Annotated in this window: 11 protein-coding genes; 8 read left to right on the forward strand and 3 right to left on the reverse strand. The window is 51.4% G+C overall.

Annotated elements, in window-relative coordinates; genetic code table 11:
- Positions 1 to 28: 28 nt before the first annotated feature.
- From malT to fliD, 7 genes are all read left to right on the forward strand, one after another.
- Positions 29 to 2,731, forward strand: a complete 2,703-nt coding sequence (gene malT / locus AC6I8W_RS21880; protein ID WP_497838755.1) for an HTH-type transcriptional regulator MalT — start codon at positions 29 to 31, stop codon at positions 2,729 to 2,731.
- Positions 2,732 to 2,856: 125 nt separating this feature from the next.
- Positions 2,857 to 3,180 (forward strand): DUF3302 domain-containing protein, encoded by a 324-nt coding sequence (locus AC6I8W_RS21885; RefSeq protein ID WP_497838756.1) that lies wholly within the window; start codon positions 2,857 to 2,859, stop codon positions 3,178 to 3,180.
- 4 nt (positions 3,181 to 3,184) lie between these two features.
- Positions 3,185 to 4,321, forward strand: coding sequence for an HlyD family secretion protein (locus tag AC6I8W_RS21890; protein ID WP_497838757.1), 1,137 nt, complete (start codon positions 3,185 to 3,187; stop codon positions 4,319 to 4,321).
- A gap of 445 nt (positions 4,322 to 4,766) precedes the next feature.
- Positions 4,767 to 5,282 carry a sugar dehydrogenase complex small subunit gene (locus AC6I8W_RS21895; RefSeq protein ID WP_497838758.1) on the forward strand — a complete coding sequence of 172 codons (516 nt, stop codon included), beginning with the start codon at positions 4,767 to 4,769 and terminating at the stop codon, positions 5,280 to 5,282.
- A 40-nt stretch (positions 5,283 to 5,322) separates the two neighbouring features.
- Entirely contained in the window at positions 5,323 to 6,927 is a 1,605-nt protein-coding gene (locus tag AC6I8W_RS21900; protein ID WP_497838759.1) for a GMC family oxidoreductase, read from the forward strand.
- A 12-nt stretch (positions 6,928 to 6,939) separates the two neighbouring features.
- Complete coding sequence (locus AC6I8W_RS21905) at positions 6,940 to 8,289, forward strand: c-type cytochrome (RefSeq protein ID WP_497838760.1); 1,350 nt, start codon at positions 6,940 to 6,942, stop codon at positions 8,287 to 8,289.
- A gap of 327 nt (positions 8,290 to 8,616) precedes the next feature.
- Positions 8,617 to 10,029, forward strand: a complete 1,413-nt coding sequence (gene fliD / locus AC6I8W_RS21910; protein ID WP_497838761.1) for a flagellar filament capping protein FliD — start codon at positions 8,617 to 8,619, stop codon at positions 10,027 to 10,029.
- An 86-nt stretch (positions 10,030 to 10,115) separates the two neighbouring features.
- Here fliD and AC6I8W_RS21915 read toward each other — a convergent pair whose 3' ends face one another.
- Both AC6I8W_RS21915 and AC6I8W_RS21920 read right to left on the reverse strand, forming a co-directional pair.
- On the reverse strand, positions 10,116 to 12,476 hold the full coding sequence (locus AC6I8W_RS21915) for a glucose/quinate/shikimate family membrane-bound PQQ-dependent dehydrogenase (protein ID WP_497838762.1): 2,361 nt from the start codon (positions 12,474 to 12,476) through the stop codon (positions 10,116 to 10,118).
- Between the two features lie 360 nt (positions 12,477 to 12,836).
- On the reverse strand, positions 12,837 to 13,478 hold the full coding sequence (locus AC6I8W_RS21920; protein ID WP_497838790.1) for an HD domain-containing protein: 642 nt from the start codon (positions 13,476 to 13,478) through the stop codon (positions 12,837 to 12,839).
- A 115-nt stretch (positions 13,479 to 13,593) separates the two neighbouring features.
- Between AC6I8W_RS21920 and AC6I8W_RS21925 the strand changes: the two genes are divergently transcribed.
- Positions 13,594 to 14,562, forward strand: a complete 969-nt coding sequence (locus tag AC6I8W_RS21925; RefSeq protein WP_497838763.1) for a GlxA family transcriptional regulator — start codon at positions 13,594 to 13,596, stop codon at positions 14,560 to 14,562.
- A gap of 50 nt (positions 14,563 to 14,612) precedes the next feature.
- Here the strand turns inward: AC6I8W_RS21925 and AC6I8W_RS21930 are convergent, their stop codons facing one another.
- Positions 14,613 to 15,500, reverse strand: coding sequence for a LysR family transcriptional regulator (locus tag AC6I8W_RS21930; RefSeq protein ID WP_497838764.1), 888 nt, complete (start codon positions 15,498 to 15,500; stop codon positions 14,613 to 14,615).
- Positions 15,501 to 15,613 lie beyond the last annotated feature (113 nt).

The following is a 15,613-nucleotide window of genomic DNA, read 5'->3' on the forward strand; positions in this document are numbered from 1 at the left end:
GCTAAATGTAAGGGAGATGCATGCGCCTATGTTAATACCCTCAAAACTCAGTCGCCCTGTCCGCCTGGAAAGCACCGTCACGCGCGACCGCCTGGTGCAAAAACTCACCTCTGCCGGTAACTATCGGCTGGTGTTGGTCACCAGCCCGGCAGGCTACGGTAAAACCACTTTGGTGTCACAATGGGCGGCGGATAAAACCCATCTGGGTTGGTATTCACTGGACGAGGGGGATAATCATCCCGAACCTTTTGCTGATTATTTGATCGCCGCACTGCAACAAGCCACACAAGGCGGCTGCCCCCGCAGCGAACTGCTGGCACAGAAGCGCCAGTATATGAATCTCAATACATTATTCGCACAACTGTTTATTGAGTTGACCGAGTGGCAAAAGCCGTTGTGGCTGATCATTGATGATTATCATCACATCACTAATCCCGCCATTCATGAAGCGATGCGTTTCTTTTTACGCCATCAGCCGGATAACCTGACGGTCATTCTGTTGTCGCGTAACTTACCGCAACTGGGCATCGCCAACCTGCGGGTGCGTGAACAATTGATTGAGCTGACCAGCCAACAACTGGCCTTTACCCATCAGGAGGCAAAACAGTTTTTTGATGGCCGCCTGACAGCACCGCTGGCCAGTGAAGAGAGCAACCAGCTGTGTGATGACGTGGCAGGCTGGGCTACTGCCTTGCAGTTGATCGCGCTTTCCGCCCGGCAAGGGGCCAGCGCAGCGCTGGACTCCGCGCGCCGACTCTCCGGCATTAACGCCAGCCATCTTGCGGATTATCTGGTGGAGGAGGTGCTCGACAATGTTGATGTTGCCACCCGCCATTTTCTGCTGAAAAGCGCCTTGCTGCGCTCCATGAACGATGCGCTGATTACTTGTGTCACCGGCGAAGAGAACGGGCAGATGCGGCTGGAGGAGATCGAGCGGCAGGGGCTATTTTTACAGCGGATGGACAATTCCGGGCAATGGTTTAGCTACCATCCGCTGTTTGGCAGCTTTCTGCGGCTGCGTTGCCAGTGGGAACTGGCCACAGAATTGCCTGCCATTCATCGTGCTGCGGCAGAAAGCTGGATGGCGCAGGGCTTTCCGCGCGAAGCGATCCATCATGCGCTGGCTTCAGGTGATGCCGGAATGTTGCGTGATGTGCTGCTCGTCCATGCCTGGACCTTATTTAACCAGAGCGAGTTAACATTACTCGAGGCATCACTCAAAACCTTACCCTGGGAAACCTTACTGGAGAATCCCCGCCTGGTGTTATTGCAGGCGTGGCTGATGCAAAGTCAGCATCGTTTTTATGAGGTCAACAGCCTGCTGGCACGTTTTGAAGAGGCATGCTGTAGCCACATCGACGAAGCGTTACGCGGGGAATTTAACGCGGTACGCGCCCAGGTCACCATCAACAATGGCAACGCCGAAGAAGCGGAACATCTGGCGATGCTGGCGCTGGAAACCCTGCCTGACAGTTGTTATTACAGCCGCATTGTTGCCACCTCGGTACTGGGTGAAGTGATGCACTGTAAGGGCGACCTGGTGAACTCACTTAAGCTAATGCGCCAGACCGAGCTGATGGCGCGGCGCGATGAGGCCTGGCATTACGCGCTGTGGAGCCTGATCCAGCAGAGTGAAATCCTGTTTGCTCAGGGATTTTTGCAAAGCGCTTATGAAACACAGGAGCGGGCATTTGTGTTGGTGAATGAACAACATCTGGCACAATTTCCCTTACACGAATTCCTGTTACGCATCCGTGCTCAGCTGATGTGGGCATGGGGCAGGTTAGATGAGGCTGAGCAGGCGGCGCGGGGCGGTATCAAAGTATTAAAGGGGTATCAGCAACAACAACAAATCCAGTGCCTCGGTCTGCTGGTGCAATGTTCACTGGCACGCGGGAATCTGGATAATGCCCGTAGCCATTTGAATCGTCTGGAAAACCTGCTGAATAACGGTAACTGGCATAGTGACTGGATCACCAATGCCGATGAAGTGCGGGTGATTTACTGGCAAATGACCGGAGATAAACAAAGCGCCAACGCCTGGATGCGTCAGACGGCGAAACCGGCGTTTGCCAATAATCATTTCCTGCAAGGTCAGTGGCGCAACGTGGCACGTGCCCAGATTCTGCTGGGCAATATGACTCAGGCCGAGGTGGTGCTGGATGAATTGAATGATAACGCCCGCGCCCTGCGCCTAATGAGCGATTTGAACCGTAACTTGTTGTTGATGAACCAGATCTACTGGCAAACCGATCGCAAGGTTGAAGCACAGCGCACATTAATTGAAGCCCTGAAACTGGCACGCAGCACCGGTTTCGTCAGTCATTTTGTTATTGAGGGTGAGATGATGGCACAGCAGCTGCGCCAACTGATTCAGCTCAATATTCTCGATGAACTGGATAACCACCGGGCGCGGCGCATCCTTGATGAACTGAATAAACATCATCGTCACAAATTCGCCCACTTTGATGAAGGTTTTGTCAGCCGTTTGTTAAACCATCCTGATGTCCCGGAGTTGATTCGCACCAGTCCCTTAACGCAGCGCGAGTGGCAAGTGCTGGGGTTGATCTATTCTGGATACAGTAACGATCAGATTGCCGGTGAACTGGAGATAGCAGCGACCACCATTAAAACCCACATCCGTAATCTGTATCAGAAATTAGGGGTATCACATCGCTCACAGGCGGTGAACCAGGCGCAGTCAATGTTAAGAATGATGGGGTATGTTTAATAATTCACCGCGTAAAAACCAGTGCCAAAAATAAGCGTAGCGAGTGATTTTTTTAATGCTATGCTTTCTCGACCTATAGGTAACGTCTATATTTATCAGTAATGTGGTTTCATATCGAGGCAGATATGTTTCTCAATTACTTTGCATTGGGCGTTCTAATCTTTGTATTCCTGATAATTTTCTACGGGATTATTATCCTGCACGACATTCCTTATCTTATTGCAAAATCACGTAATCATCCTCATGCAGATGCGATACATGTGGCAGGTTGGGTAAGTCTTTTTACACTGCATGTCATTTGGCCGTTTTTGTGGATATGGGCGACCCTGTACCGTCCTGAACGGGGCTGGGGAATGCAAAGCCAAAATGATTCACTGGAACAACTCAAGTTCCGTGTCGCGGAGTTGGAACGTAAACAAGGCATAACTCACGAGCCTCCTGCGGAGTAATCGTATGGATTTATTGATTGTTTTGACCTATGTTGCGTTTGCGTGGGCCATTTTCAAAATATTCAGAATCCCTGTCAATAAATGGACAGTGCCAACGGCCGCATTAGGCGGTGTTTTTCTGGTTGGCGCACTTATCCTGTTGATGAATTACAATCATCCCTATACTGCACTGGCACAAAAAGCGGTGATATCCATTCCGATCACTCCACAGGTTACCGGGATTGTTAAAGAAGTTACCAATAAACAAAACACGGTAATTAAAAAAGGGGAGATGCTTTTCCGCTTAGACAGCACACGCTATCAGGCGCGGGTTGACAGGTTAAAGGCGGATTTAGCGACGGCAATTTCCAATGTTCAGACATTGAAAAGTCAATTAGATGAAGCCATTGCCAATACCACCAATGTTTCAGCGGAACGGGACCGATTATTAAAAGATTACCAGCGTTATTTACAGGGCAGTAAAGCTAAGGTCAATCCTTTTTCTGAAAGTGATATTGATAATGCACGCCAAAATTATTTGGCGCAGGATGCACTGGTAAAAAGTTCGGTAGCGGAACAGGCGCAGATTAAAAGCCAACTTGATAGCACCGTTAACGGGGAGCAATCACAAATTGTCAGCCTGCGAGCGCAGCTGGCGGAAGCACAGTACAACCTCGATCAAACGGTGGTACGCGCACCCAGTGATGGTTATGTTACCCAGGTACTGATCCGTCCTGGTACTTACGCCGCTGCCTTACCGCTACGTCCGGTGATGATATTTATTCCTGAACAGAAACGGCAAATCATCGCGCAGTTCAGACAAAACTCATTATTACGCCTGGAAGCGGGCGATGAGGCTGAAGTGGTATTTACCGCACTTCCGGGACAGGTGTTTCCCGCAACGTTAACCAGCATTCTGCCGGTAGTGCCGGGCGGGAGCTACCAGGCTCAGGGGACGTTGCAATCGCTAACCATTACACCTGGTTCCGATGGTGTTCTGGCGGTGATTGAACTGCAACCCAACGCTGATGTTGATGCATTACCTGATGGTATCTTTGCTCAGGTCGCGGTGTATTCGGATCACTTTACGCATGTGTCGGTGATGCGCAAGGTACTGCTGCGTATGACCAGTTGGATGCATTATCTTTATCTTGACCATTAAAGTGGAGACGTCGCTACGTGAATTCTGTGAAAAGTGCCGGGGAAATGCAGAGGTATTTCACGTAGCAGCGCGATAAATCGCGCCGTTACGGGTGGGGTGCAGGGTTGGTGGTTAACCGGATACATTATTTAACATAATCATGATTATGCGCATTAGATTCAGTTTGTGATTATGTTAAATACCAGAGATGCTTCACCGTCAATACGTCTGAGGACTGCGTTTCTCAGCCCGGCCCTTACGTTTAAATACATCCTATGGATCGCTGAACAACACAAAATGTTACAGGCACTCATAAAACGATCACATTAAATGTAATTTGTGAAATTTTACCGTCAGTTTTGTGATTCAGGTTAAGTTTTTATATCCCTATAATTATTGAGAGATTGAAAAATTGTCCCCCACACCCGTGGTAGGCAAAGATTCATTCATAACAATAGAATCACACATGGCAGGTCATTTACTTATGGTTGAGCAATCAAGTCGCGTTTCGCGCAGGCGTTTGTTGCAGGGAATGGGTGCACTGGCTGCACTAACGGTTATTCCAGCATTCCCTTCCTATGCCAGCGCCCCAAATGACAGTAGTTTCACAAAATTATCCACCCTGCTGACCGGAAAATCACAACTACCGGAAAACTTTACCAGGGTCCTCCTCGCCGCATTCACCAGAATTGACAGCAGTTTCAGCAGTAAAACGTCCAGACTTCAGCAGTGGATTGAACAACACTCCGTGAGCGCTAATGAAATCAACAGCAAGCTGGCAGCAGATCCCTCAGTAGCCGATTTAGCGCACCTTCCCGCCGACATTCTGACTGGCTGGTATCTCGGGGTAGTCGGCAAAGGAGATAACGCCATTTGCGTGGCCTATATCGAAGCGCTCGCCAATCAGGTTGTGGCCGACAAGCTCAGACCACCGACCTATGCCTACGGTGCTTATGGCAGCTGGGCTGCAAAGCCGCTCTAACCTCCGGGTTCAATCTATCAATTGAGATTAAGTAACTAATATGTCTGAAACTATTACTACTGATATTGTCGTTATCGGTTCCGGGGTCGTGGGCGCATTGACAGCCCGTAAGCTGGCGCTGGCGGGACGTCAGGTTCTGATGCTGGAGGCTGGCCCGCGTATTGAACGTGACACGATTGTCAGCAATTTCCGGCATTCTGCCCGTAAAGACGATTTCATCGCCCCCTACCCTAATTCAAAAATCGCACCGTTTCCCGATTACAAACCAGAAGATAACGGCTATCTCGACCAGACGGGTCCAAAGGACTATAAACCCGAATATCTGCGGGTGGTCGGCGGAACCAGTTGGCACTGGGCAGCCCAGGCATGGCGATTGGTTCCGGCCGATTTTCGCCTGAAATCACAGTATGGTGTCGGGCGTGACTGGCCGATCAGTTATGACGATCTGGAACCGTATTATTACGAAGCAGAACTGCTCTGGGGCGTCTCCGGCCCGACAGAAATGGCGAAATATTCGCCGAGGAAACAGCCATTTCCGATGCCTCCCGTCACAAAATCCTGGCTAGAACAAAGAATTACCGACCGCCTGGCACCGAAATATGAGGTACTAACCAATACCACCGGTCGTAATTCTCTGCCTTATGATGGTCGCCCTCAATGCTGTGGTAACAATAACTGCATGCCGATCTGTCCCATTGATGCGCAATATCACGGTGGTATTGCTGCGGATGCCGCTGAAAAAGCGGGTGTCAAACTACTGCCACAGGCGGTGGTTTACAAACTGGAGCAGGATGGGAAAGGTAAGATCACGGCCGTTCACTATTACGACTGGAACAAACAATCTCACCGGGTAGAGGCTGAGATCGTCGTGCTGGCTGCGAACGCGGTTGAAACACCCAAAATATTGTTCATGTCTGCCGATGCAAAAAACCCTCATGGTCTGTGCAATAACTATGACCAACTGGGACGAAATTTAATGGACCATCCTTCAAACTCCGTGACCTTTTTCGCTGATGAACCTCTCTGGCCCGGCCGCGGTCCCATGAGTCCCTCTTCAATCCAGCAGTTGCGTGATGGTGCTTTCCGCTCTGAATCCGCCGCGTTTCGTATTGATATTTCGAACTCATCGCGGGTCGCCGGTGTCACTGCGGGTGCAATTAAGGAAGGACTTACTGGTCAGGCACTGGATGACGCTATCCGGTTTCGCGCCTCCCATGAACTGAGTTTTAAGAATGTGTTAGAACAACTACCTGATCCTAACAACCGTACCATGCTGAGTACCACTAAAAAGGATGCGCTGGGTTTACCCACTCCTGCCTTCTCTTATTCATTCGATAGTTACGTTGAGAAAGGTATGCAGCACTCTTTAGCGGTGTATGCCGACATTGCCAAAATGCTGGGTGCCACCAACGTGCGTTATTCCACGCCGGGCGTATATAGCAATAACCAACATATTACCGGCACATTGGCGATGGGATTTGATGAAAAGACCTCGGTCACTGACCATCATGGCAAAGCATGGGAATACGACAACCTTTACATGGTTTCGACGGGTGTGATGCCAACCGTTGCTACCGCCAACTCAACCCTCACCGCATGCGCGCTTGGCTTACGTACCGCCGACGCCATTCTTGGCAAAATTTAAGGAGAGCCGTAAATGAAAAAGACGCTTTCTTTAAGTCTGACAGGCGTGGCTCTGGCGCTGTCCTTGAGTGCATCAGCCCAAGCCGATGAGACAGCATCCGCCGCGCTAATTGCCAAAGGCCAGTATCTGGCAATCGCCGGAGATTGTGGTGCCTGTCATACTGCGCCGGGCGGTAAGCCCTTTGCCGGCGGATTATCGTTGCAGACGCCGCTCGGTAGTATCTACAGCACCAATATCACACCGTCAAAAACGGCAGGTATTGGAGATTACAGCCTGACTGATTTTGAACAAGCGGTACGTCATGGGGTACGAAAAGATGGAGCAAATCTCTATCCGGCCATGCCTTATACCTCGTACTCGAAAGTCACTGATGAGGATATGAAGGCGCTGTACGCGTACTTCATGCAGGGTGTCCAGCCGGTCGATGACAAAGGGCCACAAACGGATCTGCCCTTCCCCTTCAATATTCGCCTGTCCATGGCGGGATGGAATTTGCTCTTTGCTGACGATAAACCGTTTACGCCGGATAACAGCAAATCAGACGAATGGAATCGGGGAGCTTATTTGGTTGAAGGGTTAGCCCACTGCTCCACTTGCCATACACCGCGTAACGCCCTGATGGCCGAAGAGTCTGGTAAGTCGCTGGCCGGAGCCTCTCTCGGAACCTGGTTTGCACCCAACATTACCTCGGATGTCCATGCAGGCATTGGCGGCTGGTCAGATCAGGCATTGTCTGCTTATCTCACTACCGGTAATTCAGGGGAAGGTTCGCAGGCTGGTGGGCCGATGCTGGAAGCCATCAACAAAAGCTTCAGTCACCTGACGCCAGCCGATATCAAAGCCATTACGGCGTATTTGCGCGATGTCCCCGCACAGCAAATCAATCCAACAGCAACGAAAACGCAGATCCCCACGGCCAGGCAAGTGAATGAGTTTGACCTGTTATCAGGCAATGCTTCTGAAGGCGCAAACCTTTATAACAGCCACTGCGCCAGCTGCCATCAACTGTCGGGGGAAGGACGTAACGGGCTTCCTGCCCTGGCAGGCAATGCTGCTCTCAGACGCCCGGTGGCTGACAATGCCGTCATGGCGGTGCTGGATGGGCTGGTTCCTGACCACGGTCAGGCGATGCCAGCGTTCTCCCGGCATATGGATGATCAACAGGTTGCCACGCTGGTTAACTATCTGTTCCAAAACTTTGGCGATGCCCGTGTTCAGACAACGCCAGAACGGGTGAAAGAGTTAAGAGCAGGTGGCAAACCTTCACCGCTGTTAGCCATGGCGAAAGGTGGAATGGTGGCAGGCGGTGTTATTGTACTGCTGATTATTCTGTTTATCGTACGGAGAAGACAGCGAAAATAGGATAAAAATCAGGCGATGGTTTCTGACATCGCCTGATTTTTTAATAACACGGCCATTACCTAAAACTCCACTGGGCAGTGATAACAAAAGCACTGGGGATAATAATCCCTGTTTCAATGCCAAAAATAGTCCAATTTCAACACCCTGAGGCCCTTCCCACCCAACCACCCAGCTCAAATATTAACCAGCGCACACCTTCATCACGCTATAAGCCGGGAAAAATACCGCCTTATGTAAGGATTGCGTAAGCGTATCGATCATAAGATCCCATCCTGTCGTAATGATAGAGAAAGTAAATGTAATAAATTGTTAACAGGAGACAGGGAAATGGTAGGGATTTCAACGTTAGGCATAGGTTCAGGGTTAAAACTGGATGAAATTCTCGACAAGCTCACCAGCGCCGAGAAGCAAATTTTAACGCCAATTTCAAAGCAGCAAACCGCGGCCACAGCTAAGCTGTCGGCGTACGGAACACTGAAAACGGCCATCCAGAGTTTTCAAACTGCCAACAGTAAATTGCAGGAAACGGGGTTATATACCCAAACCAGTGCGACCAGCACCACCACGGCGTTTAGCGCCGACTCGAACGGCAGCGCCATTCCTGGAAAATACACCATCAGTGTGACACAACTGGCGCAATCGCAAACGCTAACCAGTGCGGCGAAGAATGATTTGAAAGCGCCCGTCGGCAGTGATGCCGACAGCCGGACGCTTAAAATTCACATGGAGGACGGTAAAGAACACAGCATAACGTTAAGCAAAGATCAGACATCGCTTTCCGCCCTGCGTGATAGCATCAATAAGGCCAACGCCGGCATTAGCGCGAGTCTGATTCGGGTTTCTGATAAAGAGTACCGACTCTCCCTGACAGCAACCGAAACCGGAACCGGCCATGCGGTGAAAGGCATCGAGGTGACGGGCGATGACACCTTGCAGTACTTTATTGGTTACGATTCTGCAATAACCTCCAAAGGGTTGACGCAGAACGTTGCGGCGCGCAATGCCCTCCTCAGCATTAACAATGTCAGTATTGAGAGCAGCAGCAATGTCATCACTGACGCGGTGGAGGGTGTCACGCTGCGGTTGAATGATGAGACGACTGGCAATCAAACGCTCACCCTTAGCAGCGATAGTTCTAAAGCGAAAACGGCTATTACTGATTGGGTCAATGCCTACAATTCACTTCAGGATACATTCAGCAATCTGACCAAATATACTGCCGTTGATGCGGGTCAGGATCAGGACTCGAAAAATGGCGCGTTATTAGGTGACGGGACCTTGCGTATTATTCAGACGCAATTGAAAGGTATTTTGGCCAATGGCTCTGGGTCGGCAACATTTAAAACCTTAACCCAGGCGGGTATTACCACCGACCCGCAGAATGGCAAACTCAGGCTGGATGCTGACAAACTAAGTACAGCCCTGTCTGCCACCCCGGAAGCCATGCGAGATATTTTCGCGGGAGACGGTAAAACAACCGGTGTTGCGACCGGAATGGCAACCGGGCTTTCAGCCATGCTGAACAGTAAAGGCGTGCTTCAGGGGGCGACGGACAGTATCAGTAAAAAACTTAATGCACTGACTGACCAATATAATAATGCCAGCAAAAAAATAGATAATACGATTGCCCGCTATAAAAGCCAATTTACCCATCTGGATACCATGTTAAATGCATTAAACAGTACCAGTACTTACCTGACCACACAGTTCGAAAGTATGCAGAACAGTAATAATAAGTAATTAATATAAGTCGGCTGCGCAATATTAAAGTGCGCCCAAATTAAAACGCCCCCAACTGGGGGCGTTTTTTGTCAGACGATTAATGATTACGGGAGTTTATACGCAATCACGTAATCACCCAGTTTGGTGCCAAACGAGCCGTGACCACCCGCCATAATCACCACGTATTGCTTACCATCCACCGCGTAGGTCATTGGTGTGGCTTGTCCACCGGCTGGCAGACGCGCCTGCCACAGCAGCTTGCCATCACGTACGCTGTAAGCGCGCAGGTAGTTATCCAGCGTACCCGCCACGAAGAACACATTACCTGCGGTAGTTACCGGGCCACCTAACATCGGTACACCCATTTTGAACGGCAGCGGCACCGGGGCGCTGTCACGCACCGTACCGATACGCTTTTTCCAGACAATCTGGTGGTTTTGCAGATTGATCGCCGAAACGAAGCCCCACGACGGTTGCAGGCAAGGCAGGCCGAACGGTGACAGGAACGGATTCAGTTCCACACCATAAGGCACACCGTACATATGCTGTACGCCAGACTCCGAACCGGAGCCAGCGGCGCCGTCGGCACCTGGTTCAATCGGGTTGCCCGGTCCACGTGGGATCAGTTTAGAAATAAACGGCATCGCCATCGGGTTGGCAATCGCAATCTGACGGTCGGTATCCACCGCAATACCACCCCATTCGAACATGCCGAAGTCGCCCGGGAATACCAGCGTACCCTGCTCCGACGGCGGGGTGAACGGACCGTCATAACGCAGACGATGGAACATCACGCGGCACACCAGTTGGTCGAACATGGTGGCACCCCACATATCCTTGCCCTGCAACTTCTGCTGTGGACGGAAGGTCAGTTCCGAGAACGGCTGGGTAGGATTCAGATGCTCGCCCTTAGCCGGACCTTGCGGAACCGGGGTTTCCGGGGCCGGAACCACTGGTTTGCCGGTTTCACGGTTCAGGACAAAGATGTTGCCGGTTTTTGCCGGAACATACACAACCGGAACGGTGTTGCCCTCTTTATCGGTGATATCCGCCAGCGTCGGCTGTGACGGTAGATCCATATCCCACAGATCGTGGTGCACCGTCTGATAGAACCAGGCCAGCTTACCGGTTGACGCATGCAGCGCTAACAAACCACTGGCAAAACGTTCCTGTTCCGTCGTACGGTTACCACCCCAAATATCCGGCGTAGACACGCCCATCGGCAGATAGATGATGTCGCGTTTGGCATCATAAGCCGCCGGTGCCCAGGAGTTCGGCGAGTTGGCGGTAAAGGTTTCACCATCCGCAGGCAGCGCATTGGGATCTTTGGCACCGGGATCAAAGGCCCATACCAGTTTGCCGCTGTTGATATCGAAACCACGGATCACCCCGGAAGGCTCACGAGTTGACAGGTTATCTGTCACTGAACCGGCGACAATCACCATATTTTCGGTGACGATCGGCGGAGATGTCGGCTCATAGCCGCCCGGATAGGCATTCGGCTGCTGATGTTGCAGATTCAGTTCGCCGTTGTTGGCGAAGCTCTGGCAACGTTCACCGGTCTGCGCATCCAATGCAAACAGACGACCATCATCCACCGGCAGGAAGATACGACGGGCACAAATGGCAGGCTGGCTGGCATTGTCCGCAGCAGCTGTCGGCATCTCGTGGTAAGACACGCCACGACAGGTGATGTGCTGGAAGGTCGGGTCTGATTTCAGTTGTGGATCAAAACGCCACTTCTCTTTACCGCTGGCGGCATCGAGTGCAATCAGGATTTGGTGTGGCGTACACAGGTACAGCATGTTACCGACTTTCAGCGGGGTCACTTCGTTGGTGATCTCGCCGGGGTCGTTAGCGGTTTTGTGGTCGCCGGTTTCGAACTGCCACGCCACCTGGAGATCTTTGACGTTGTGTTCATTGATCTGTTGCAGCGGCGAGTAGCGCACCCCTTCCTGGGTACGTCCATAGGCTGACCAATCTTCGGCTGGAACCGAGGACGCCGCCGGGGTTTTATCGGTCAGCGGCAGCTCGCCGTTGATTTCCTGTGGATCGTGCAGCGCGGAACCGGCCAGCAATGCCACGTTAACCAGCAGCGCGACCAGCATTGCCCCTAACGGTTTCTTGTTGCTGACGGAGAACTGGCGATAGCTGAATGGCAGGATTAACCAGATACCCAGCAACACCCAGATATCCAGACGCGGAACCAGCGTCCAGTAATCGCTCCCGGCTTCATGCCAGGCCCAGATAGCGGTAAAAAACAGAATCGCGGCGTAAAGGTAAAGTGCACTGCGCTTTCTTTTCAGCAAAAGCCAGCTAAACGCCGCCATTGCCAGGCCGCTAATCAGGTAATAAGCACTGCCGCCCAGCGACAGCAACCAGACACCACCAATCAGCAGCCATGCAGCGCAAACCACTGAAAAGAGTAGCGTTAACAAATTTAGAATTCGGGAAGCCCGTGACATTTTATTAACCTTGAAGGAAAAAACGTGACAACTGTAAAGAAATTACAGCATCAGTGTAAACGCTATCACAAGGTGGCTACATTATAATTTCGTGCGATCTTTTTAGGAAAAGCCATTAACTTATTTAAATACATGCAGTTAAAAAAATAACGGAAGTGGAAGATAAAAATTCGACATTATTCCCATTAGTCGGAAATGTAAATTAATCCACTCCGAATGGAAGCGCTACCACTGATTGAATCATAACGGACTTTCCGAACACACAGTTGCCGGGGGTTATGATTGATATAATTTTATGTATGTTGTAATTAACAGCCATAATGGACGATGATCACACCATCGCCCATTGTTGCCCCCCACTCAACTCTGCCAGCGCGACTGACGGATGATGTGGCAGAAATTCATCGGCTGGAACGCGGCATCCTTATCTTTAAGTACATCGGCTTTCACATTGCCAAAGGTGGTCTGTGGGCGGTGTTGGATACCGTCATAGAAAGCCTGGATGATCTCTTCCTTGAAACTGGCGCTACGCGGATGCTGCGCCACCACCGCCTCACGGTCTGGGTCGGCAAACCTCTCATAACCGATCCCCAGCACATCCATCTCTACTCCCGCCGTGACTAATGCAATTTCCGGGGCCATAAACTCAGGAATGCCCGGTGTGGTATGCAACGCAATGCCGGTCCAGACTTTATCAATATCGCCCTCAGCGATCCCATAGCCGCGTAAAAACTCGCGCGCCGCATTGGCCCCGTCCACCTCAAAACGCTTATCACAGCTGCAATGCTCATGCGTTAACCCGATATCGTGGAACATGCAGCCAACGTACAGCAACTCGTGATCAACCTGCAGATGGCGCTGTTGACCGGCTAAAGCCGCCCAGTAATAAACCCGGCTGGAATGGTTAAACAGCAGGTCAGATTCGGTGTCACGGATAAACGCGGTGGTGTCGCGCATCATCTGGGTATCGGGAATGCGAATGCCTTGTACGGTGAAGTTCATCATAGGTCTCCTGTTGGATGTCTGATCGCCATTCTAGAGGGATGACAAAATGTCTTCATTAGTCTTAAATTGACGATTAAAGACATTGCGATAAAAACAGACTTAGGAGGCGAAGATGGTGCATAACATCGTGATGCTGGCGGTGCCGGGGGTACAGTTGCTTGATGTGGCGGGACCACTCGATGCCTTTGCTGAAACCAATCGTATTCTGCACCGTCAGGTCTATCGGCCGATGGTGATGTCATTGGACGGGCAAGAAATTCTGGCCTCATCCGGTGTTAAACTCACCGCACATTGCCGATTGGGCGAGACGCCACCCAGTGGTGCGATAAGTTTTCTTATCGCAGGCGCCCCGCAGGCTGAAGCCTTTACCCTTAGCGCGACACAGATTGGCGCTATCGCCCCACTCTGCCAACGCAGCCAGCGCTATGGTTCGGTCTGTACCGGTGCGCTGTTGCTGGCACAAACCGGTTTGCTTAATCAGCGCAAAGTCACCACCCACTGGTCGGTTGCCAAAACGCTGGCACGCCGTTATCCGGACATTGAAGTTGATGCAGATGCGTTATATGTCGCCGATGGCCCGGTGCGCACGGCAGCTGGTGTGACATCTGGCCTTGATTTGGCTCTGCGTTTTATTGAAGAGGATGTGGGACAGGAGGTGGCGCAAGATGTTGCCGCAAATCTGGTGATGTTTTTCCGGCGACCCGCCGGACAGGGACATTTTATTCGCAAACAACAGACCTCGCTGAATGGACGATCGGCCTTACAGGATCTCCAGCGCTGGACGTTATCCCACCTGGACAGCGTCAAAAGCGTGGCGCAGATGGCGGAGCATATCCAACTCAGTACCCGCCATCTGAACCGTATTTTTCATCAGGAGATGGGCGTCACGGCTGGCGAGTGGTTAGAGGAAGCCCGCATCACGCTGGCGCGTGAACTGTTGGCCGCTAATCAACCGGTGAAATCTATCGCGGCGCGCTGCGGTTATAACAGCAGCGATGTCATGCGACGGGCGTTTATTAAAGTAACTGGTTTAACGCCAGCGGTGTACCGCAAGATCTATGCAGTTAACGGTCCTTCGTAGCGACGCGATTTATCGCGCGTTGGCACAAACCCGCGCGATAAATCGCGCCGCTACGGGGCAAAGGCCTGTTTCAAGTACTGGATAAACAGCCGGGTTTTGGTATTGACATATTTCGCGTTCAATGTGACCGCAAACAATGGGATCACCGGACAGCGGTAATCAGGCAATACCTCAACCAAATCACCTTTCTGCAAATGCGGCTGCATGACAAACTCAGGCCCATAGACAATCCCGACATCTTGTAATGCCAGCGCCACCATAATAGCGGTGTTATTGGCGAGAAAGCGGCAGTGGGCCTCGATTTGATTCACCTCACCGCTCGCGGCAGTAAATCGCCAAGGAGAGGTTGTCATGGTCCCGGAATAACCAACCAGAACATGGTGTGATAAATCTTCCGGTAACACTGGTCTTCCGGCATCCGCCAGATAACGCGGTGAGGCACAGGCCAATAAACGGTAGTCGGTGATACGCCGGGCGACCAGATCCGAATCAGGCAGTTGCCCGATACGAATCGCCAGATCAATTCCTTCATCGACCAGATCAATAAAGCGATCAAGCAGCTGCAACTGAATATCGACCTGCGGATAATCCTGCATAAACGCGGCAATCAACGGTGCCAGATACAGGGTCCCGAAGGTGACCGGGGCGGCGATGCGCAGGCTGCCTTGCGGGGAAATATGTTTCGCTGTGGCTTCCTGCTCCGCTTCACGAATATCGTTCAGGATACGTTTCGCTTTCACATAATAGGACGCACCCGCGTCGGTGAGGTTGAGTTGATGCGTGGAACGCTCCAGTAGTCTGACCGACAATCCTTCCTCGAGCGAGGTGAGATAACGCCCCGCCATCACCGGGGAGAGGCTCAACCGGCGCGCTGCGGCGGCAATGCTGCCCTCTTCTACTGCGGCGATAAACACTGACATGCTTAATAGCCGGTCCATCCTGCCCCCTGTTTGAATATACTTTTAATACCTACCATAGCTATTTTTTGCCACATTCCAAACAATCAGGTGATGGGAAAGACTGTTGCTGATGATTTCTTACACCACGAGGC

The organism is Pantoea sp. X-Soil-TKNS-1211, assembly GCF_059730495.1.